The 20,279-nt window shown below is 72.0% G+C and carries 17 protein-coding genes; 8 read left to right on the forward strand and 9 right to left on the reverse strand.

The window, feature by feature from the left end; genetic code table 11:
• Nucleotides 1–7: 7 nt before the first annotated feature.
• On the reverse strand, nt 8–1,606 hold the full coding sequence (locus KBY90_RS01470) for a 1,4-alpha-glucan branching protein domain-containing protein (protein ID WP_254966922.1): 1,599 nt from the start codon (nt 1,604–1,606) through the stop codon (nt 8–10).
• A 207-nt stretch (nt 1,607–1,813) separates the two neighbouring features.
• Between KBY90_RS01470 and KBY90_RS01475 the strand changes: the two genes are divergently transcribed.
• The 3 genes from KBY90_RS01475 (at nt 1,814) to KBY90_RS01485 (ending at nt 5,092) form a co-directional block, all read left to right on the forward strand.
• Nucleotides 1,814–2,413 carry an NYN domain-containing protein gene (locus KBY90_RS01475; RefSeq protein ID WP_254966618.1) on the forward strand — a complete coding sequence of 200 codons (600 nt, stop codon included), beginning with the start codon at nt 1,814–1,816 and terminating at the stop codon, nt 2,411–2,413.
• Between the two features lie 152 nt (nt 2,414–2,565).
• A complete protein-coding gene (locus KBY90_RS01480; protein WP_254966619.1) occupies nt 2,566–4,209 on the forward strand; it encodes a 2-isopropylmalate synthase in 1,644 nt (547 codons plus the stop codon).
• Between the two features lie 34 nt (nt 4,210–4,243).
• Nucleotides 4,244–5,092: a carbohydrate ABC transporter permease gene (locus KBY90_RS01485; RefSeq protein ID WP_254966620.1), complete on the forward strand. Its 849-nt coding sequence runs from the start codon at nt 4,244–4,246 to the stop codon at nt 5,090–5,092.
• A 39-nt stretch (nt 5,093–5,131) separates the two neighbouring features.
• Here the strand turns inward: KBY90_RS01485 and KBY90_RS01490 are convergent, their stop codons facing one another.
• Entirely contained in the window at nt 5,132–5,653 is a 522-nt protein-coding gene (locus tag KBY90_RS01490; protein ID WP_254966621.1) for a hypothetical protein, read from the reverse strand.
• A gap of 91 nt (nt 5,654–5,744) precedes the next feature.
• On the opposite strand from KBY90_RS01490, the gene galE reads away from it, so the two are divergent.
• Nucleotides 5,745–6,824: a UDP-glucose 4-epimerase GalE gene (gene galE / locus KBY90_RS01495; protein WP_254966622.1), complete on the forward strand. Its 1,080-nt coding sequence runs from the start codon at nt 5,745–5,747 to the stop codon at nt 6,822–6,824.
• On the opposite strand, the gene KBY90_RS01500 is transcribed toward galE, so the two are convergent.
• On the reverse strand, nt 6,806–8,335 hold the full coding sequence (locus KBY90_RS01500) for a peptide ligase PGM1-related protein (RefSeq protein ID WP_254966623.1): 1,530 nt from the start codon (nt 8,333–8,335) through the stop codon (nt 6,806–6,808). The genes galE and KBY90_RS01500 overlap by 19 nt on opposite strands.
• Nucleotides 8,335–10,392, reverse strand: coding sequence for an HDIG domain-containing metalloprotein (locus KBY90_RS01505; RefSeq protein ID WP_254966624.1), 2,058 nt, complete (start codon nt 10,390–10,392; stop codon nt 8,335–8,337). The genes KBY90_RS01500 and KBY90_RS01505 overlap by 1 nt, the downstream gene beginning before the upstream one ends.
• 68 nt (nt 10,393–10,460) lie before the next feature.
• Here KBY90_RS01505 and folD point away from each other — a divergent pair, with 68 nt between their 5' ends.
• Nucleotides 10,461–11,342 (forward strand): bifunctional methylenetetrahydrofolate dehydrogenase/methenyltetrahydrofolate cyclohydrolase FolD, encoded by an 882-nt coding sequence (folD, locus tag KBY90_RS01510; protein ID WP_254966625.1) that lies wholly within the window; start codon nt 10,461–10,463, stop codon nt 11,340–11,342.
• A gap of 1 nt (nt 11,343) precedes the next feature.
• Here the strand turns inward: folD and KBY90_RS01515 are convergent, their stop codons facing one another.
• Nucleotides 11,344–12,666: a hypothetical protein gene (locus tag KBY90_RS01515; RefSeq protein ID WP_254966626.1), complete on the reverse strand. Its 1,323-nt coding sequence runs from the start codon at nt 12,664–12,666 to the stop codon at nt 11,344–11,346.
• Nucleotides 12,667–12,823: 157 nt separating this feature from the next.
• Here KBY90_RS01515 and crtE point away from each other — a divergent pair, with 157 nt between their 5' ends.
• Genes crtE through KBY90_RS01530 form a run of 3 tightly spaced genes read left to right on the forward strand, consistent with a single transcriptional unit; the run spans nt 12,824 to nt 15,718 of the window.
• Entirely contained in the window at nt 12,824–13,765 is a 942-nt protein-coding gene (gene crtE, locus KBY90_RS01520; RefSeq protein ID WP_254966627.1) for a geranylgeranyl diphosphate synthase CrtE, read from the forward strand.
• Nucleotides 13,762–14,265, forward strand: a complete 504-nt coding sequence (locus tag KBY90_RS01525) for a divergent PAP2 family protein (RefSeq protein WP_254966628.1) — start codon at nt 13,762–13,764, stop codon at nt 14,263–14,265. The genes crtE and KBY90_RS01525 overlap by 4 nt, the downstream gene beginning before the upstream one ends.
• Nucleotides 14,258–15,718, forward strand: a complete 1,461-nt coding sequence (locus tag KBY90_RS01530; protein WP_254966629.1) for an AAA family ATPase — start codon at nt 14,258–14,260, stop codon at nt 15,716–15,718. Before KBY90_RS01525 ends, KBY90_RS01530 begins: the two co-directional genes overlap by 8 nt.
• Here the strand turns inward: KBY90_RS01530 and KBY90_RS01535 are convergent.
• The 4 genes from KBY90_RS01535 to zwf are packed head-to-tail and all read right to left on the reverse strand — an operon-like array spanning nt 15,709 to nt 20,220.
• Nucleotides 15,709–15,861: a hypothetical protein gene (locus KBY90_RS01535; protein WP_254966630.1), complete on the reverse strand. Its 153-nt coding sequence runs from the start codon at nt 15,859–15,861 to the stop codon at nt 15,709–15,711. The genes KBY90_RS01530 and KBY90_RS01535 overlap by 10 nt on opposite strands.
• Before the next feature lie 31 nt (nt 15,862–15,892).
• Nucleotides 15,893–17,374: a cobyrinate a,c-diamide synthase gene (locus KBY90_RS01540; RefSeq protein WP_254966631.1), complete on the reverse strand. Its 1,482-nt coding sequence runs from the start codon at nt 17,372–17,374 to the stop codon at nt 15,893–15,895.
• A 12-nt stretch (nt 17,375–17,386) separates the two neighbouring features.
• Nucleotides 17,387–18,673 (reverse strand): glucose-6-phosphate dehydrogenase assembly protein OpcA, encoded by a 1,287-nt coding sequence (locus tag KBY90_RS01545; protein ID WP_254966632.1) that lies wholly within the window; start codon nt 18,671–18,673, stop codon nt 17,387–17,389.
• Nucleotides 18,674–18,696: 23 nt separating this feature from the next.
• The gene (gene zwf / locus KBY90_RS01550; protein WP_254966633.1) at nt 18,697–20,220 is read right to left on the reverse strand and encodes a glucose-6-phosphate dehydrogenase; all 1,524 of its coding nucleotides are present in this window, start codon (nt 20,218–20,220) and stop codon (nt 18,697–18,699) included.
• Between the last annotated feature and the right edge of the window lie 59 nt (nt 20,221–20,279).

A 20,279-nucleotide genomic window follows, 5' to 3' on the forward strand; every position in this document is an offset into this window, starting at 1 on the left:
CGCCGAATCAGCCCGGTGGCGTCACCCAGTCGGCCGCGTTCAGGGCCGGGAACAGGTGATCCTCCCGCTGCACGGCCCGAAGCCAGCCGGCGGGCAGGTCGCTGCCGGTGTCGATGGCGGCCATCAGCCGCCAGAAGCGGTCGAGGTGGCGCCGGATGCGCTCCCGCGCCAGCTCGGTGGTGGTGCCGGCCCTGAGGATGAAGCTCCAGTCGGAGCTCTGGGCCAGCAGCAGCTCCCTGCCCGCCTGGGTGAGCAGGTCGCGCTGCAGGGGGCTGGCCACGCCCTGGTTCACGCGGCGCACCATGGCCCGCGACGCCCGCTGCCATTCCGGCACCACCCAGGCGTTGCTGTCGTTGAGCCAGTAGTCGTGGTAGCCGCCCTGCCCCCAGCTGCTCGGGGACGGCCGGCACACCTGCAGGCTGGGCCGCTGCTGCAGGGCTTCGCGCAGGCTCACCAACCGCACGCCGGCCTCGCCTGACTGGCGGAACAGCGCCGCCAGGAACTGGGGACCCTCGAACCACCAGTGGCCGAAGAGCTCGGCGTCGAAGGGGGCCACCAGCAGGGGAGACGGGTCCATCGAACCGGCCAGGCCGCTGAGCTCGCTGGCCCGGCCGGCCAGGTAGGCCGCGGCGTGCTCGTGCACCCGCAGGGCTGCGGTGGCGGGGTCGTAGGGCTGCTTGTGCTCCAGCGGGCAGCCCTGGGCCGTGACCCGGTGCAGTTTCAGCCCCAGGGGCCGGCGGCTGCCGATCCCCGCTTCCTCGAGCTGCTCCTCCGGCAGATCCCAGCCCAGGTCGCGGTGGAACTCCCGGTAGGCACCATCCCCCGGATAGCCTTCGCGCGCGCTCCACACCGGCAAAGTGGCGTTGCCGTCGCGGCCGAAGAACGCCACCCCGGCCGGCGAGCAGATCGGGGAGAACACGCCGTAGCGGGGCCGGGGCAGGGCGTGCAGCAGGCCGTGGCCGTCGAGCACCGTGTAGCGCAGTCCGGCGGCGAGCAGCTGCTGGTCCAGACCTTCGTAGTAGGCGCATTCCGGCAGCCAGATCCCCAGCGGCCGCTCACCGAGCTGGCGTTCGTGCTCGCGCACGGCGTTGATCAGCTGCGCCCGCACCGCCTCCGGCACCTGCCGCAGCAGGGGCAGGTAGCCGTGGGTGGCGCCGCAGGTGATCAGGTCCAGCACCCCGAGCTGCTGCAGCCGCTGGAAGCGCGGCACCACGCGCCCCTCATGGTCGAGCCACTGGCTCTCGATCGCCTGCAGCTGCCCGGCCAGGTGCTCGGCGGCATCCCGGTGCTCGGGCGGTGCCTGCTCCAGCAGGTGCTGGCGCTGCACCAGCCAGGGAAGGAAGCGGGCGTTGAGCTCGCGGTCGGAAAGCAGGGTGAGGAGCGTGGGCGACAGCCCCAGGGTGAGGCGCGGCTGCTGGCGCCGGTCCGCGGCCGCGGCCTCCAGTACCGCCAGCAGCGGCAGGTAGCACTCCTGCAGGGCCTGGAAATACCAGTCCTCCTCCAGGGAACCGGCTTCCCCGCTGCGCACGTAGGGGAGGTGGGCGTGAAGGACGAGGGCCAGCTCACCGGAGAACCGATCGCCGCTGGCCGGATCGCCGTTGCCCATGGCACCGCCGCACTGGCGCCACTGTACGGGCTTCTCCATGGGCGCCAGTCCAGGGCCTGGATTGCCGGGGAGACTGCATTGCCGCGTAGACAGCGCCGGGGCTCCCCCGCATGGATGGGCGGGCTACGGTCGAGCCCGAGGGCTGTACAGGCCCAACCCCGGCAGCACCCCGCCTGCGCTGCCCTCCTGCCTGCCGACCCAGCGCCCGTGACCAGCGCCCAGCCCCCTGAACCCTGCACCGGGCGCCCGCGCCGCCGGCTGGTGCTGGCGGTGGACGGCCACAGCATGTTCTACGCCCAGCAGAAGCTGGGCTGGTTCTTCGATCCCCGGCGGCTTCTGGCCCATGCCGAGGCCCAGCCGGAACTGGAGCTCACGAGCGCGTTCTGGTATGCCGGCCTGCGCGATCCGGGCGACCAGCGGCCCTTCCGCGATGCCCTCACCAGCCTGGGCTTCACGGTGCGCACGCGGCCGCTGCGGGAGCTGGCGGGGGCGGGCGGGGGTGCCGGCGCCGCTGAGGGTGAGGCGCGTCAGCAGTTCGTGCGCGCCAATCTCGATGTGGAGATCGCCGTCGACCTGCTGACCGTGGCCGACCGCACCGAGGTGGTGTGGCTGCTGAGCGGCAGCCGCGACCTGGACCGGCTGGTGGAAGTGCTGCGGGCGCGGGGGTTGCAGATCGTGCTGATGAGCACCGAGGGGATGGTGGCGCGGGAGCTGCGCAACGCCGCCGACCGCTTCGTGGATCTGGCCGGCCTGCGTCCTCAGCTGGAGAAGGCCGAGGCGATCCAGGCGCCGGTGTTCTCCCGCTGACCGGCGACCCGCTCACGGCCCGCCCGCGCAGGCGCGTCCACGCAGGCTGGCGCACGGCACAGGGCACCAGGCCCGTGCGTCCGGCCTGAAGGGAGCGGGGCGTGCTTCTAGAATGGGGGCAGCTCATAGTCATTCCGCTTAAGGAGCCTTCCATGGCCCGCGACCCCGGCCGGGTGCTGATCTTCGACACGACCCTGCGCGACGGCGAGCAGTCGCCCGGCGCCAGCCTCAACCTGGAGGAGAAGCTGGCGATCGCCCAGCAGCTGGCCCGCCTGGGGGTGGACATCATCGAGGCCGGCTTCCCTTTCGCCAGCCCCGGCGACTTCAACGCCGTGCAGCGCATCGCCGAGAGCGTGGGCACTCCCGACGGCCCGATCATCTGCGGCCTGGCCCGCGCCGCGGCCGGCGACATCAAGGCCTGCGCCGACGCCGTGGCGCCGGCGGCCCACCGTCGCATCCACACCTTCATCGCCACCAGCGACATCCACCTGGAGCACAAGCTGCGCAAGAGCCGCGCCGAGGTGCTGGCGATCACCGCCGAGATGGTCGACTACGCCCGCTCCCTGGTGGACGACGTGGAGTTCTCCTGTGAGGACGCCGGCCGCAGTGATCCGGAGTTCATGTATGAGGTGATCGAGGCGGCGATCAAGGCGGGTGCCACCACGATCAACATCCCTGACACGGTGGGCTACACCACCCCGGCGGAGTTCGGCGAGCTGATCGCCGGCATCAACGCCCACGTGCCCAACATCGACCAGGCCGTGATCTCGGTGCACGGCCACAACGACCTGGGCCTGGCGGTGGCCAATTTTCTGGAGGCCGTGAAGAACGGCGCCCGCCAGCTGGAGTGCACGATCAACGGCATCGGCGAGCGCGCCGGCAACGCTTCGCTCGAGGAGCTGGTGATGGCCCTGCACGTGCGCCGCAGCTACTTCAACCCCTTCCTGGGGCGGCCGGCGGAGAGCACCGAGCCGCTCACGGGCGTGCGCACCGAGGAGATCACCAAGACCTCGCGGCTGGTGAGCAACCTCACCGGCATGGCGGTGCAGCCCAACAAGGCGATCGTGGGCGCCAACGCCTTCGCGCACGAGAGCGGCATTCACCAGGACGGCGTGCTCAAGAACCGCCTCACCTACGAGATCATCGACGCCCGCACCGTGGGCCTCACCGACAACCGCATCTCCCTGGGCAAGCTCTCCGGCCGCAGCGCCTTCCGGGCCCGGCTGGAGGAGCTGGGCTACGAGCTCGGCCGCGACGACCTCGACGACGCCTTCGCCCGCTTCAAGGAGCTGGCCGACCGCAAGCGGGAGATCACCGACCGCGATCTGGAGGCGATCGTGAGCGAGCAGGTGCAGCAGCAGGACGAGAGCAGCTTCACCCTCAAGAGCGTGCAGGTGAGCTGCGGCACCGGCCTGCAGCCCACCGCCACCGTGACCCTGGTGAACGCCGACGGTGCCGAGCTCACTGAGGCGGCGATCGGCACCGGCCCGGTGGATGCGGTGTGCCAGGCGCTCAACCGCCTGGCCCAGGTGCCCAACGAGCTGGTGGAGTTCTCGGTGAAGAGCGTCACCGAGGGCATCGACGCCATGGGTGAGGTGACGATCCGCCTGCGCCACCAGGGGGTGCTGTATTCGGGCCACGCGGCCGACACCGACATCGTGGTGGCGGCGGCCCAGGCCTTCGTGAACGCCCTCAACCGGCTGCTGGCCGGCAGCCACACCCTGCCGCTTCACCCCCAGCGGGCCCCGTTGCCGGTGCTGGGCGATCTGCCCCTGGCCGACCGCCCCAGGGTGTGAGTGGCAGCATGCGGGCTGCCGGCATGAGCTTCTGATGGCTGCCTCCACCACGGCTGCGCGCCGCTCTCCCCTCGCCGCCGGCCTCCAGCTGGTGATCCTCCTGCTGGTGGCCCTGGCCATGCTGGTGCCGCTGCTGTGGCTGGTGAGCACCTCCCTCAAGGGCCCGGCGGAGGACATCTTCACCAGCCCGCCGGCGCTGCTGCCCGCCGAGCCCAGCCTCGAGGCCTACCGGCGTCTGTTCTCCGACAGCCCGATGGCCACCTATCTGCGCAACAGCGCGATCGTGAGCGGCCTGGCGGTGTTCGCCAACCTCACCTTCTGCTCGCTGGCGGCCTATCCGCTGGCGCGGATGCGCTTCAACGGCCGGGGGCTGGTGCTGGCGCTGGTGGTGGCCACGATCCTGATCCCGTTTCAGGTGGTGATGATCCCCCTGTATCTGCTGATGGTGCAGATCGGCCTGCGCAACACCCTCTGGGCGCTGATCATTCCCCAGGCGGCCACCGCCTTCGGCATCTTCCTGCTGCGCCAGAGCTTCCTGGGGGTGCCGGTGGAGCTGGAGGAGGCGGCCCGCATCGACGGCTGTTCAGCGATCGGCGAGTGGTGGAACGTGATGATCCCCGCCGCCCGGGCCGATCTGATCACGCTGGCGATGTTCGTGTTCATCGGCACCTGGAGCGACTTCCTCTGGCCGCTGGTGATCCTCGATGAGCCGGAGCTCTACACCCTGCCCCTGGGGCTGCAGCAGCTGGCCAGCAGCTTCTCGCTCGACTGGCGGCTGGTGGCTGCGGGCGCGGTGGTGTCGATCCTGCCGGTGATGGTCCTGTTCATCGGCCTGCAGCGCTACATCCTGCCCAGTGCCAGCGGCGATGCCGTGAAGGGCTGAGCACCTGGTGTGACCTCTGCTCAGGGCAGGCCCGGGGGATCAGGGCAGACCCGGGGGAGGCGGAGCTGTGGCCGGCGCGCCGCCACCCACGCCCGGCGGCTCCCCAGCAGCTCCCTCCCTGGTCGTGCCGGCCGCCGGCGCCGGCGCCGGCGGGGAGGCGGGGGCCACCCTGCCCGGCACACCGGCGGCCGGAGCGCGGCTGAGCTGGCGCAGCTGATCCCGCAGGCTGTCGGTCTCGGCGCGCAGCAGTTCGATGCGGCTGCTGTCCCGCTCCACGGCCTGCAGACGTTCAACGGTGGCTCGCAGCTGCTCCTCCAGGCCGGTGGTGCGCTCCAGAGCACGGCTGTTCTCCAGGCCCTGCACCCGCTCCTGCAGTTCCTGGATCCGCATGCCCTGCTGCCGGGCGCGCACCAGCATCGCCACGAACAGCACGGCCAGCAGGGCGGTGAGCCCCACCTGCAGCCACATCACCCAATCGGGCGGCTGGGGCAGGGTGCTGGACCCGGACCCGGTGCCGGAAGCGTCACCGGAGGATCCTGGAGCCAATGCGCTGGGGTCCATCGGATCGGCCTCGGCTGAACCCCAATCCTGCCCGATCCCCTGGGATCATGACCCGGCCCCCCTGCATCGCCCCAGGCCGGTTGCTGCAGCCATGACGATTCTCGTGACCGGCGGTGCCGGCTACATCGGCAGCCACACGGTGCGCCATCTGCAGCGCAGCGGCCACCCCGTGCTGGTGCTCGACAACCTGGTGTACGGCCACCGTGACATCGCCGAGCAGGTGCTGGCGGTGCCGCTGGTGGTGGGGCAGCTCGGGGATCGCGGGCTGCTCGATCGGCTGCTCCAGGGCAGCCATCCGCTGCTGCCCGCCGGCGCGGTGCGGGCGGTGCTGCACTTCGCCGCCTACGCCTATGTGGGCGAGAGCGTGGCCGATCCGGCCCGCTATTACCGCAACAACCTCGGCGACACGTTGGTGCTGCTGGAGGCCCTGCGGGCCGAGAGTCAGCGCCGCGGCAGCCCGATTCCGCTGGTGTTCAGCTCCACCTGCGCGACGTACGGCATCCCGGAGCCCGATCAGATCCCGATCCGCGAAACCACCCCGCAGCAGCCGATCAACCCCTACGGCCGCAGCAAGTGGATGGTGGAGCAGCTGCTGGCGGACTTCGCCGCCGCCTACGGCCAGCCCAGCGTGATCTTCCGCTACTTCAACGCGGCGGGCGCCGATCCGGCCGGTGACCTGGGCGAGGACCACACGCCGGAAACCCATCTGATCCCGCTGGTGCTGGAGGCCCTCGCCGGCCGCCGCCCGGCGATCCAGGTGTACGGCCGCGACTATCCCACCCCCGATGGCACCTGCATCCGGGACTACATCCACGTGAGCGATCTGGCCGCCGCCCACGGGCTCGGGCTGCAGCGGCTGCTGGACGGCAGTTCCGAGCACGGCAGTCCCGAGCCGGTTTCGGCAGCACCGACCGTTTCAGCCGCTGGCCCCCTGGTGTACAACCTCGGCACCGGTCATGGTTACTCCGTGCAGGAGGTGATCGAGGCGGCACGGCAGGTCACGGGCCGTGAGCTCACGGTTCAGGACGGGCCGCGCCGCCCCGGCGATCCGGCCGAACTGGTGGCCGATGCCGGCCGGGCCCAGGCCGAGCTGGGCTGGAGTCCGCAGCGCTCCGACCTGCCCACGATCCTGGCGGACGCCTGGGCCTGGCATCAGCGGCGCTGGTCGTGAGCCGTGCGGCCGCGGCCTGCGGCTGCCCGCAGCAGCTGCGCTTCGGTGGCGGCGTAGACCGCATCGGCCTCCTCGGCGCTGCGGCCGATGCAGGTCATGCCCAGCTTGCCGAATTCCGACAGACAGCCCAGCAGATGGAAGACGCTGCCGCGCAGCTGGGCCGGGTCGTAGTGCAGGCCGGCCTCGGCCACGATGTCGATCAGATCGATCGGCAGCAGCCCGCGCAGGCGCGGGTCGCAGAGGTTGTCGGTGGCCCGGTAGTAGAGCGGCGTGCCGGCGGGTGAGCGGAACAGGCCGTCACCGGCTTGCATGCGGCCGCTGGTGATCGCCTGCAGCGCCATGTAGGGATGGGTGGTGCCGCCTTGGCGCAGGTTCACCTCGATCGCCTGCAGGTCCCAGTGCTCCCCGATGCGGCGCGCGATGAAGTCCACCGCATAGCGCTCCAGGGCCCCCTCGGCGGCGAGGGCCTGCCCCACCGCCAGGCCGTGGCGCAGCAGCTCAGAGCGGTAGGCGGCGGTGGCGGGGAACTGGCAGCCCAGGTAGGTCTGGCCGTTGCCTCCCCCCAGCACCTGCTCGTGGCTGGAGAGCACCTCCACCTCCGCCGGCCGGCCCCCGCCGCCGGGGTGGATCATCCCCTGCACACTCGGCGAGCGGATCGCCTCACCCCCATCCAGCCAGGCCTCCACCAGCGCCCCCTGCTCGGCCAGCTGCGTCAGCCAGGTGTCGGTCGGCATCGGCAGCCGCTCCAGGGAGCTGCGAAGGCGCCGCCGCCTCTCCCGCGGCCCCAGTTCCGCCAGGTTCAGGGGCTCCAGCGGCAGGGCGGCGTTGCCCTCGCCGCTGAAGCCCTCGTTGAGCTTCACCACGCAGCGGCCCAGGTGGGGATGGGCTTCCCAGAGTTCCGCCGTGGCGTCCGCCAGGGCGTCGAGGTCATGCACCAGCCCGCTGCCGGGGGGATGGGGCACGCCGCAGCGGGCGAACAGTTCGCGGCTGCCCGCCTTGCTGCCCCAGTGGGCCAGGGCCGGATCGGTGCCCAGCAGCGGTACCTGCAGCCGCTCCGAGAGCTGCCGTTCCAGATCGCTCACCACGAAGCAGCTGATGAAGCTGCGCCCCGGACGCAGCAGTTCGGCGATGCGCTGCAGCAGCGCGGGCCGCTCCAGCAGCTTGGCCGTCAGGGGCCGGCAGGAGGCATCGTCGGTGTCCACCAGGTGCAGCCGCCGCCGGGCGTGGGAGGTGGGCACGCCCGGCAGCAGCTCCAGCACCGCGTCCACCACCAGATCGGCCAGGGGTTTGCTGCTGGCATACACCATGCGCACGCCGGGATGGCGCAGGCCGATCAGGGAGAAGAGCTGGCGCTCCTCGTAGTGGTGGGCACCGGTGACCAGGCCCATCTGGCGCTGATCCATCGACAGCGACGGCACCACCAGCACGTCCACCTCGGGGCCGTGGCCGCCGGTGGCCCGCCCCCAGGAGGGCTGGAGCTGGGCCTGCAACTGCCGGAAGCTGAGGGCCATCAGGCGCTGTAGGCCTTGCGGGCCGGGATCGGGTAGGGGATGCGCCGGTGCCGCATGCGCTTCCACACCCGCACGAAGGCCCGGATCAGCAGCTCCAGCTCAGCGCGGCTGATGCCGCTGCTGGCCAGCTGACCATCGCGCTGGCGGGCTCCCAGGATGCGCCGCACCATCTCCTGGGCTTCCGCTTCGGTGGTGGTGGGAGGCAGGGAGCGCAGGGCGGCCTCGCAGCCGTCGGCCAGCATCAGGATCGCGGTTTCCCTGCTGCGCGGGGTGGGGCCGCGGTAGCGGAACAGCTCCTCCGGTACCGCCGGATTGCGCTCGCGGGCCTGGTGCAGGAAGTAGCCCATCTTGAGGGTGCCCTGGTGCTCCGGAATGAAGTCCGCCAGGGGACGGGGCAGCCGGTAGCGGCGGGCGAGCCTGAGGCCCTCGTCCACATGCGCCTGCAGGATGGCGGCGCTGGTGAAGGGATCGTCGAGCTGGTCGTGGGGGTTGTGGCCGCCCTCCTGGTTCTCGATGAACCACTGGGGCCCGTGCAGCTTGCCCACGTCGTGATACAGGGCGCCGGTGCGCACCAGATCCACATCGGCACCGATGCTGCGGGCCCCTTCCTCCGCCAGCCCGGCGATCATCAGCGTGTGTTCGAAGGTGCCCGGCGCCTCGCAGGAGAGCCGGCGCAGCAGCGGCCGCTCCAGGTCGGCCAGCTCCAGCAGCCGGGCCCGCGTCAGCAGCCCGAAGGATGTTTCCACCAGCGGCGCCAGCAGCAGCCCCAGCATCAGCAGGCCTGCGAGCATCAGTCCCTCGCCCACCAGGTCGATCTGACCGGGCTGGCCGCGGCCCTGCAGCAGCAGCCACTGCATCAGCACCGCCCCGGCAGGCAGCAGCACCGCCAGCTGCAGCAGTCCGGCCCGGCTGCGCTGGCGGTCGGCGGCCATCGCCGCCACCGTGCCGGTGGCGGCCGCCACCAGCAGCCGCATGCCCAGCACTCCGCTCAGCGGCAGCGGCCAGAGCAGGGTGGCCGCCGCCAGCCAGGCCAGTCCGCAGCCGCTGCCCATGCCCTGGGAGAGCAGCAGGGTGGGCGGCACCAGCAGCAGCATCGGGCTGGCCAGGGGGCCCAGCCAGAGGTTCACGCCCTGCACCGCCAGCAGGGCGGCCAGGGAGAGCATCACCTGGCGCGGCTCCAGGCTGGGGCGCCAGCGCCGCTGCAGGAGCACCAGCACGAGGCACACGGCCAGGGATTCAAGAAAGTGGCCCAGCCAGGCCATGGGCCGCGGCCGCCGGTTCACCAGGCCGAAGTAATCGAGCACGTCGAAGGCCTGGGGGCTGATGCGCTCGCCCTGCTGCACAACCAGGTCGCCCTGCTTGACGTTGATGGTGGGGATGCCCTCCTGGTTGATCAGGGCTTCGATGCGCCGCTGGCTGAGAGCCGGATCGCTGCGCAGATTCGACTGGCCCTGCAGCCCGTGCACCAGCAGCCGGGAGCCCACGTCCCGGGCTTCCTTGGCCAGGCCGTCGAGCTGCAGGCTGGCGGCCTGGAGCAGCTGACCCTCCGCCACCCCGGGTGCCAGCCCCTGGCTGAGCATGCGCAGCTGGGCCTGGCGCACCTCCCGTTCCCAGGCGGTGCGCTGCACACTGCTGAGGCCCCGCAGCCAGGCCCGTTCGGCCTCGGTGAGCGACACCGGTTTCACCAGCCTCGGCTCCTTGCCGCCCTGGATGTCCATGGCCTGCAGGCTCTCCTCGAGCCGCTCCCGGAGCATGGCGCTGGCCGCCTCGTCCACCACCTGCACGGTGGTGCGCGGGAGCATCTGCTCACGGCGCTGCTCCAGCACCGCGCTGTCCACCACCCGGGCCGCCTGGGGCGCCCGCACCGTGAAGGGGGCCACCATGCCGGCGCGCAGGTTCGGCTCCACCAGCCAGGGCCAGCTGGCCAGCAGGGCCGCCAGCAGGCACACCAGCAGCACCGCCGCCGCATCCTGGCCGCGCCAGCACGCCGGGCTCTGCAGCGGCCGCTCAGCCCGCAGCAGACGCCGCCAGAGGGTTCGCAGCCGCGGCTGTCGCATGCGACAAAACTAATCGGCAGGACCAATCGGCAGGGCCGGTGCAAGCTGGGGCCTGCCCTGTATCCACCATGGCCACCCGACTCGACGGCCGTCAGCTTGCGGCCGAGATCGAAGCGCGGCTGCGCGCCACGATCGGCGCCCGCCAGGACGCGATCGGCCGTCCGCCCGGGCTGGCCGTGCTGCGGGTGGGTGACGATCCCGCCAGTGGCGTGTACGTGGCCAACAAGGAGAAGGCCTGTGGCCGGGTGGGCATCACCAGCCTGGGTGCGCACCTGCCGGCCACTGCGTCCGCCGCCGAGGTGCTGGCGGCCGTGCAGCGTCTCAATGCCGATCCCGCCTGCGACGGCATCCTGCTGCAGCTGCCGCTGCCCGCCGGTCTGGAGGAGGGGCCGCTGCTGGCGGCGATCGATCCGGAGAAGGATGCCGACGGTCTGCACGCGCTCAACCTCGGCCGGCTGCTGAAGGGGGAGCCGGGTCCGCGCAGCTGCACCCCGGCCGGGGTGATGGCGCTCCTGGCCCGCCATGGGGTGCCGCTCTCCGGCCGCCGGGCGGTGGTGGTGGGCCGCAGCATCCTGGTGGGCAAGCCGATGGCGCTGATGCTGCAGGCCGCCGACGCCACCGTGAGCGTGGCTCACTCACGCACCGCCGATCTGGCTGGCCTCTGCCGGCAGGCGGATGTGCTGGTGGTGGCGGCCGGCCGCCCCGGCATCATCGGCGCCGATCACGTGAGGCCCGGGGCGGTGGTGGTGGACGTGGGCATCCACCGGCGGCCCGAAGGAGGCCTGTGCGGCGATGTGCGCGCCGAGGAGGTGGAACCGCTGGCCGCCGCCCTCACGCCGGTGCCCGGCGGGGTGGGGCCGATGACCGTGACCATGCTGCTGGTGAACACGGTGGTGGCCTGGTGCCGTCGCCACGGCAGGGCCCACGGCCTCGATGATCTGGTGGTCTGACCTAACCGCGCCAGCCCTGCAGCAGGCGACGCAGCGGACCGGGCTGCGCCCCTGGCTGGACGGTCGTTGCACCGCCCAGCAGCGGTTCGGCCTCGGTGAGCAGCGCCGCCAGCTCCCCCCGCAGCCGCTGCCGTTCCCGCCGGTCGAGCCGACTGAGATCCAGCTTCCGCAGCTGCCGGCGCACCTGATGCAGGTTCTCGGCCAGCCGCTGGGGGATGCGCTCCTGCCGCAGCTGCAGCCGTGTCGCATCCAGCTGATCCTGCACCTGGACGGCGTGGCGTTCGCGCTGCGCTTCCGCTCCGGCCCTGGCGGCGAGCTCCCGCAGCACCGCTTTGGGCAGCGTCTCGGAGCCGCTGGCCTCGGGATCCCCGCTCACCAGCCCCCAGTCCTGGGCCAGGCGCGCCAGCACTTCCCGGGGCAGTTCGGAGGCCACCGGATCGGCGAAGGGGAAATGCTTCGCCAGGCCGGTGTCGAGCTGCTGGCGCTGGTGGATCAGCAGCAGGCCCAGGGCCCGCCAGGGCCGGGACAGCCGCCCGGGCAGGGCGGCGAGCTGGGCGCAGAGCCCGGAGAACAGGGGCTCGGCGTCGGCGATCGACGAATAGCGCAGGGGAGTGCCGCAGACCTCCTTCAGGTAGCGCTCAGCCAGCTTCAGCTCCGCCAGTTCCCGCTGCAGCTGCTCGGGCTGCTGCATCCGGTAGGCCTCCTGGATCCAGGCGTCCGCCAGCCCCAGCAACTCGCGCTGCTCACGGATCTTCAGGCGCCGGTCCAGCCACCCATAGGCGAGCTTGGTTTCCGGCGCCATCTGCAGCGCCGCCTCGATGAACTCCAGATCGGCCCGCTGCACCTCCGGCGGCAGCACCGCGGCCAGGGGCGTCTGGAAGCGGGCGTAGCGCTCGCAATCGACGGCCAGCAGCCAGCGCATCGCCGCCAGGCGGCGGTTGCCGTTCACCACGACCCCGGCGGCATCCACCAGCAGCGGTTCGGTCTGGACCGCCAGCCGCTCCAGTTCCTGCAGGATCGGACCTTCCGGATCCCGCGCCTTCTCGAGCAGCAGGTCATGCAGCAACTCCTGGGTGCCGGGCTCGCTTTCCTGCTCGACGAGATGACGGCGGCGCTCGGGCTGGTTGACCAGCCGTTCCTGCAGCTCAGCCAGCAGGCGGCCGTTGTCCACCCGGTAGAGCAGCAGTTCCTGGGCCAGCGGCGTCCGCGGCACCTGCCGGGGCCCCTGGCGCAGGGTCACCCAGTGATCCGGGACCACGCCGGCGGTGGCGGCGGCGATCCGGCGGCGTCGTTCCGCCGTGTCGCTGATGCAGGTGGGCAGCATGCTTGGCGGGGCGGTAGGGCAGGTGCGCGTCACACCAGTCTCTCCCGGTGCAGTTTCTCCCGTTGCAAGGGCTCCCGCTGCAAGGGCTCCCGCTGAGGTGGCTGGATCGGACCATGGCCCCCGCCTGAGAGAATCCCCGGCAGCGATTCCTTCCCCCATGGCTGCGGTGGCGACGACCACGGGACGGGACCGGGACTTTGAGTTCGACTTCGGGGCCTATCTCGAGTCGGCGCGGCAGCGGGTGGAGGCGGCCCTGGACGGGTCACTCGGGCCGGAGCGGCCGGAATCGCTCCGGGAAGCCATGCGCTACTCGCTGCTGGCGGGCGGCAAGCGGCTGCGGCCGATCCTCTGCCTTGCCGCCTGTGAACTGGCCGGCGGCGAGGCCGAGCTGGCCATGCCCACGGCGGTGGCCCTGGAGATGATCCACACCATGTCGTTGATCCACGACGACCTGCCGGCGATGGACAACGACGACCTGCGCCGCGGCCGGCCCACCAACCACAAGGTGTACGGCGAGGCCAACGCGATCCTCGCCGGCGATGCACTGCTCACCCGTGCCTTCGAGATGGTGGCCCGCCGCAGCCCGGGGGTGCCGGCCGAGCGCCTGCTGGCGGTGGTGGGGGAGCTCTCGCTGGCCGCCGGCGCTCCCGGTCTGGTGGGCGGCCAGGTGGTGGACCTGGAATGCGAGGGCAAGGAGGTGGACCTGGAGACCCTCGAGTACATCCACCTGCACAAGACCGGTGCCCTGCTGCGCGCCTGCGTGCTCTGCGGCGCCCACATCGCCGGTGCCGGTGATGCCCTGCTGGCCGGCCTGGGCACCTACGCCCGCGGCATCGGCCTGGCCTTCCAGATCATCGACGACATCCTCGATGTGACCGCCAGCAGCGAGGTGCTGGGCAAGACCGCCGGCAAGGACCTCACCGCCGACAAGACCACCTATCCCAAGCTGCTGGGCCTGGAGGAATCGCGCCAGCGGGCCGACGCCCTGGTGGCGGAGGCCAAGGCCGCCCTGGCCCCCTTCGCCGACGCCGGGGAGGGCCAGGCCAGGGTCGCACCCCTGCTCGCCTTGGCCGACTACATCACCAGCCGCGATCGATGATCGCCCTCCTCGACAACGGCGTTCTGTGGTGGGGGCTGGCTGCCTGCGGCGCCGCCCAGCTGTCCAAGCTGGTGATCGAGCTCGTGGTGCACCGGCGCTGGAATCCCCGCGTGCTCGTCGAAACCGGCGGCATGCCCTCGAGCCATTCGGCGCTGCTCACCGGCACGGCGGCGGGACTCGGCTGGCAGCTGGGTTTCGCCGATCCCCTCTTCGCCTTGGCGGCCACCATGTGCTTCGTGGTGCTCTACGACGCCTCGGGCGTGCGCCGTGCCGCCGGTCTCACGGCGGCACGGGTGAATGCCTGGACGCCGCAGGCCGGCCCAGGGGGGGATAGCGCCGGCGGTCCCCTGCAGCCGCTGAAGGAAAACCTCGGCCATACCCGCCTGGAGGTGCTGGCGGGGGCCCTGATGGGGCCGGCCGTGGCCCTGCCCGGGCTGGTGCTGGTGGGCTCGCCCCTGCACCTGGCCCAGCTCTGGGGCCTGCCGGGCGCCGTTGGCTGACGTCCTCACCCCCGATCAGCAGGCGGCCAGCGAGGCCTTCGCCGCCTGGCTGGGGGAACCGGCCGCCGGCCTGCCCTTTGTGCTCAGCGGCTATGCGGGCACCGGCAAGACCTTCCTGTCGATGCGCTTCCTGGCCCAGGCGGAGGCCTCAGGCCTGTGCTGGACCGTGGTGGCCCCCACCCACAAGGCGGTCGGCGTGCTGCGCAGCCATCTGCTGGGTGCCGGCCTGAACCCCACCTGGTACCCGTCCACCATCCACCGCCTGCTGCGGCTGCGGCTCCGCCGGCAGGGCGATCTGGAGCGCTGCGAGGAGAGCGAGCACACCGCAGCGGCGCTGGAGCACCTGGGGCTGGTGCTGATCGATGAGGCTTCGATGGTGGACAGCCAGCTGCTGGAGATCACCCTGCGCTGCGCCCATCCCTTCCGCACCCGGCTGGTGTTCGTGGGCGATCCGGCCCAGCTGCCGCCGGTGGGGGAGCCCGAGAGTCCGGTGTTCGCCCTGGGCTGCGCCCGAACCGTGGCCCTGCGTCAGGTGGTGCGCCATCAGGGGCCGGTGCTGCGCCTGGCCCAGGGGATCCGCGAGCAGGCCCTGCCCTGCCGGCGGCCGCCGCCGCTGCCTCCGGTCCGCACCGCCGAGGGGCGGGTGGCCCTGCTCGATCGCCAGGAGTGGCTGGCGGAGGCCCAGGCCGCCCTGCGCCGCAGCGCCGAAACCGACAACCCGGATCTGGCCCGCATCCTCTGCTACACCAACCGCTCGCTGGAGCGGCTGGTGCCGATCGCCCGCCGCGCCCTGCACGGCACGATGGCCGACCAGTTGCCGGTGCTGCCGGGAGAGGTGCTGATCAGCCGCAGCGCCGTGATGGCTCCCGCCTGCCGCCAGGGAGCGGAGGCGGCCGAGGAGCCCGACATGGTGCTCGGCTCCAACCGGGAGCTGGTGGTGCGTGATGTGGCCCCCGAGCGCTGCGACCTCGCCGATCTCGGGGTGAGCGACGCCCCGCTGATCGACACCCTCACCGCCACGGTCACCACCATGGCGCAGGCTGGCGAGACACCGCTCAGCCTGCGCCTGCTGCCGCCGGCGGGCAGTGCCCCCCGCCAGGCCCTCGACGGCGTGCTGGAGCGGCTGCGCAGCGCGGCCCGCGCTGCGGCCCGGGACCAGGGCAAGGCCGCGGCCCGGGGGCTGTGGCGGCAGTTCTTCCTGGTGCGCGACGCGTTTGCGGCGCTCGGACCCGCCGCCGTGCTCACGGTGCACCGCAGTCAGGGCAGCACCTTCGGCGAGGTGTTCGTGGACAGTGATGTCTTCTGGCCCCGGGACGAGCTGCTGCGGCGCCAGCTCGTGTACGTGGCCGTGAGCCGGGCCAGTCAGGCGGTGGCGCTGGTGGCCGGCCCCGGCAGCCAGGCCGATCAGCGGCTCTGGCGCGAGTGGCTGGAGGATCGATCGCCTCAGAGGTAGCTCACATCGCCCATGGCATTGATGAGGAGGGTGCTGCTGCCGAGGGTGACTTGCTTGAGCGAAAGAAGACTGCCGATGCTTTTGAAGTCGCGCAGCGGCACCATCGATCTGGTCATCGCCCGCTCGAAGACAGGCAGCCCCACGGATGGCTTGATCGTCGGCGCAGAGCGCTGATCATGGGCAGGCGGCCGGGCTCGGGGCTCCGGCCGTCAGCCGGGCCGTGGCCGCCTGCCGGGCGGCGGCCGCCAGACGGCGGGGTAGCTGCGGGCAGCCGGCCCAGTGCAGATGCAGCCAGGTGGCATGCAGGTGGGTGGTGCGCCACCCCTCTGCCCGGGGCGCGCTCCCCCAGCCCTCCAGCTGCCACAGCGCCTGTCCGTCAGCCGGCGGCGGCGCTGCCGCCTCCAGCTGCCAGCGGTGGAATTCGTGGCCCTGCAGGCGCTCGCCGCGGCGCACCAGCAGGCCGTCGCCCAGGGCCGTGGCCTGCCGGTAGCCGAGGCTGAGCTCGCCGCGCCGGGCCCGGAAGGGCAGCAGGCCGGCCATGGGATGGGCCACACCCTGCCCATCGCAGAGCTCCTGGCCGAGCAGAAGCAGGCCCCCGCACTCGGCCACGATCGGCAGCCGGGCGCAGAAGGCTTGCCGCAGGTCCGCCAGGCTGCGGCGGGCCGCCGCCAGCCGTTCGGCATGCAGTTCCGGGTAGCCGCCCGGCAGCAGCACGGCGGCGCAGCCGGCTGGCAGCGGTTCATCGGCCAGGGGGCTCCAGGCACACAGGTCAAGCCCCAGGGCCGCCAGCAGTTCGCCGGCCTCCGGGTAGCGGAAGTGGAAGGCGGCGTCGCTGGCCACCGCCACCCTGACGTCAGCTTTTGTGGTGCGGCTGCCGCTGCCCCCGACCGCATCCGCATCGCCGCCGTCGGGGAGTCGCACCAGCGCCTGGATCGGATCCCCCTGGGCCGCGGGACCGCCACCGGGGGCGGCAGGCGGAGGCGGGGCCAGCAGGGGCCAGAGCCGCGCCAGGTCCAGGTGTCGCTCAGCCAGCGCTGCCCAGGTGGCGAGGCGGCTCTCCAGGTCGCCCACCTCGCCGGGGGGCAGCAGGCCCAGGTGGCGACTGGGCAGTTCCAGCGATGGGTGCCGCGGCAGGGTTCCCAGCACCGGTACGGCCACCGCCGCCAGTGCCTCGGTGAGCAGGGCCTGGTGCCGCCCGGAGCCCACACGGTTGAGCACCACCCCGGCAAGGTTCACCCGGGGCGGGCCATGGTCGCGGAAGCCCCGCACCAGGGCGGCGATCGATCCCGCCTGCCGGGAGGCCTCCACCACCAGCACCACCGGCAGCCCCAGCTGTGCCGCCACCACCGCCGAACTCCCCTCGCTGCCGGGTCCACGCCCGTCGAACAGCCCCATCACACCCTCCACCAGGGCCAGGTCGGCGCGGCTGCCGTGCCAGTGGAAGCAGCGTTCCACCCACGCCTCGCCGCAGAGCAGCGGATCGAGGTTGCGGCAGGTCTGCCCGCTCACCCGGCTGAGCAGCTGGGGGTCGAGGTAGTCGGGACCCACCTTGAAGGGCTGCAGCCGCAGATTCCGGCGCCGGGCCAGGGCGGCCAGGCAGAGGCTGAGCAGGGTCTTGCCGCTGCCGCTCGCCGGCGCGGCGATCAGGCAGGCCATGGTGGAGCCCCCTCAGCCGGGGAGCAGCCGGGCGGCGAGCGGCGCCGCCGCGGCGAGCAGGGGGTTGGTGGTGTCGTGCCCGCCGGCCAGCAGCCGGGCCAGTTCCATCTCCTCGCTCTCGTTGGGCAGGGGCACCACGTCCTCGGCCAGCTCCATGGAGGCCATCCCGCCGGATTCCAGCCGCATGCAGCCGCCGGATTCGGAGCAGAGAATCACGCACAGCGGCGGCCGGCCCTGGGGCGCACAGATCAGCCGCAGGCCCACCAGGGCCCCGGGGTGGATCTTGGGGCTGCCCACCGGCACCGGCATCAGGCGGAACTGCACGGCGGCACCATCGGTGCGTTCGAACGCGGCGCCGATGCCCTCGCCGTCCAGCGGGTAGGAATCCGTGAGATGCCAGCCCAGGCGGTCGGCGATCCAGGCCGCCAGCAGCAGGCCCTTGAGGGGATGGTCGCCCTCCACGTCGATGTCCAGCTGCACCACGTGCTCCAGGGCGTTGCGGCGTGAGGGCGGGTCGAACACCATCGCCAGCGACTCGCGCCAGCTGCGCAGCCGCAGCCAGTTGAGGTCGTTCACCGCCTGACCGGCCTCGATGCGCTTCACCAGCAGGTCGATGCAGCGGCGGGGCTGGCCGAGGGAGCTGTCCACCACGAGGCGGCGCGGCGGTGGTGCCAGGGCCTCCAGCAGTTCGGGTGCCTCGTCGAGGCTGCTGTTCCACCACACCCAGCAGGGCAGCTCATGGGTGACCAGCGAATGGATCAGCTCCAGGGACTGCTGCAGCGAGCCCCGGCCACCCCGAAGCACCACCACGTCACCGCAGGCGGTGCCGGCACCCCCCTCCTCCGGCAGCGGACAGTAGGCGGCCACGAAGGTTTCCAGCGGCTGGCCCTCGTCGAGGGTGGGCGCCAGGGTGATCAGCCGCCGGGGCTTGTGGGCGCTGATGGCGCTGTCGACGAACTGGCCGCGCAGATCCTGCACCTGGTGGTGGCCAGGCTGCTGCCCCAGCTCCCAGGCCAGGCGCTGATCCATCACCGCCGTGCTCAGGGGCAGGTCGATCTCCTGCACCGCCCGCTTGGCGGCCTCGATCAGCTCCGGCTCCAGCAGGCCGGTGAGCGGTCCGTCGGCGCGGCCGGTGCGGATCAGGTGCTGCTGCAGCCACGAGCCCTCGTACACCACCAGGGTGAAGGTGGTGGCGCCGTCGGACTCCTGCAGCCCCTCGCCCCAGAGGGTCTGGAGGTAGTTGGGAACCTCCGTGGGAGGCAGCGCCGTGGGGGCCTGGAGCGTGAGTTGGGGTGCCATGCGGGAGAGGGAAGGGGCTGGGCTCAGGGACGACGCCACACCAGCCCGTCCTCGGCCAGCAGGCTGTCGGCGGCGGCGGGTCCCCAGGTGCGAGCCTCGTAGGGGTGCACCGGCAGCTGCCAGGGGGAGTCCTCGATCAGCTCCAGCAGGGGGGTGTAGAGACGCCAGGCCGCCTCCACCTCGTCGCTGCGGGTGAACAGGGTGGGATCGCCGAGCATGGCGTCGGCCAGCAGGCGCACATAGCCCTCGTCGCTGGGTTCGCCGAAGCTCTCGTCGTAGCTGAAGGCCATGTCCACCGGGCGGCTGCGCATGCCCGAGCCCGGCGCCTTGACCTCGAAGCGGATGTTCGCTCCCTCATCCGGCTGGATCCGGAGGATGAGCTGGTTCGGGGTGGGGGCGCCACCTGCCGCGTCGAAGAGGTGCACCGGCGCCTCCCGGAAGGTGAGCACCACCTCGCTGAGCCGCTTGGGCAGCCGTTTGCCGGTGCGCACGTAGAAGGGAACGCCCTGCCAACGCCAGTTGTCGATGAACAGCTTCATCGCCACATAGGTTTCGGTGGTGCTGTTGGCGTTCACCCCGGGCTCCTGGCGGTAGCCGGGAATCGGGCTGCGGCTGGTGCCCCCGGCCCCGTACTGACCGCGCACGCAGCATTTCCAGGGTTCGCTCTGGTTGGCCAGCCGGGCGGCCTGCAGCACCTTGGCCTTCTCGTTGCGGATCGCCTCGGCGTCGAAGCGGCCCGGCGGCTCCATGGCCGTGAGCGCCAGGATCTGGGTGAGGTGGTTCTGCACCATGTCGCGCAGGGCGCCACTGGTTTCGTAGTAGCCAGCCCGTTCCTCCACCCCCACGGTTTCGGCTGCCGTGATCTGCACGTTGGCGATGAAGTTGCGGTTCCAGACCGGCTCGAAGATGGTGTTGGCGAAGCGCAGCACCAGGATGTTCTGGACCGTTTCCTTGCCCAGGTAGTGGTCGATCCGGAAGATCTGCTTCTCCTTGGCGCTGGCCTGCACCACCTTGTTGAGCGCCTGGGCGCTGGGGTAGTCGGTGCCGAAGGGCTTCTCGATCACCACCCGGCTGCGGTCCGCGTCGGCCAGCAGCCCGGCGGCGGCCAGGGCGCGGGTGCCGCTGCCGTAGAAGGCCGGCGACACCGAGAGATAGAAGGTGCGGTTGCCGCGGGTGGCGCGCTGGCGGTCGATCTGCTCCAGCCGGTGGCCCAGGGCCTCGATCGAGGCCGGGTTGGAGAGGTCGGCCGGTTCGTAGAACAGGCCGGCGGCAAAGGACTGCCAGGTGTGGCCGTGGCCTTCGATCGTGTCGCCGAGGGCCTCGGCCATGCGCGTGCGGAACTCCTCATCGCTCCAGGGGCGCCTGGCACAGCCCAGCACCGCGAATTCGCTGGGCAGGCGGCGCTGGCGGAAGAGCTCGAACAGGGCCGGGATCAGCTTGCGGTGGGTGAGGTCCCCGCTGGCCCCGAAGATCACGATGCACTGGGAGGGAATGATCCGCTCCTGCCGCAGGCCGACCCGCAGAGGGTTGGTGAGCACAGCGGTCATGAACGCTTCTCCCCGGACCTTGATCGATCAGTCCCAGGCTGCCTGGCAGCGCCGCGGCG

The organism is Cyanobium sp. CH-040 (genome assembly GCF_024346135.1).
GTDB lineage: Bacteria > Cyanobacteriota > Cyanobacteriia > PCC-6307 > Cyanobiaceae > NIES-981.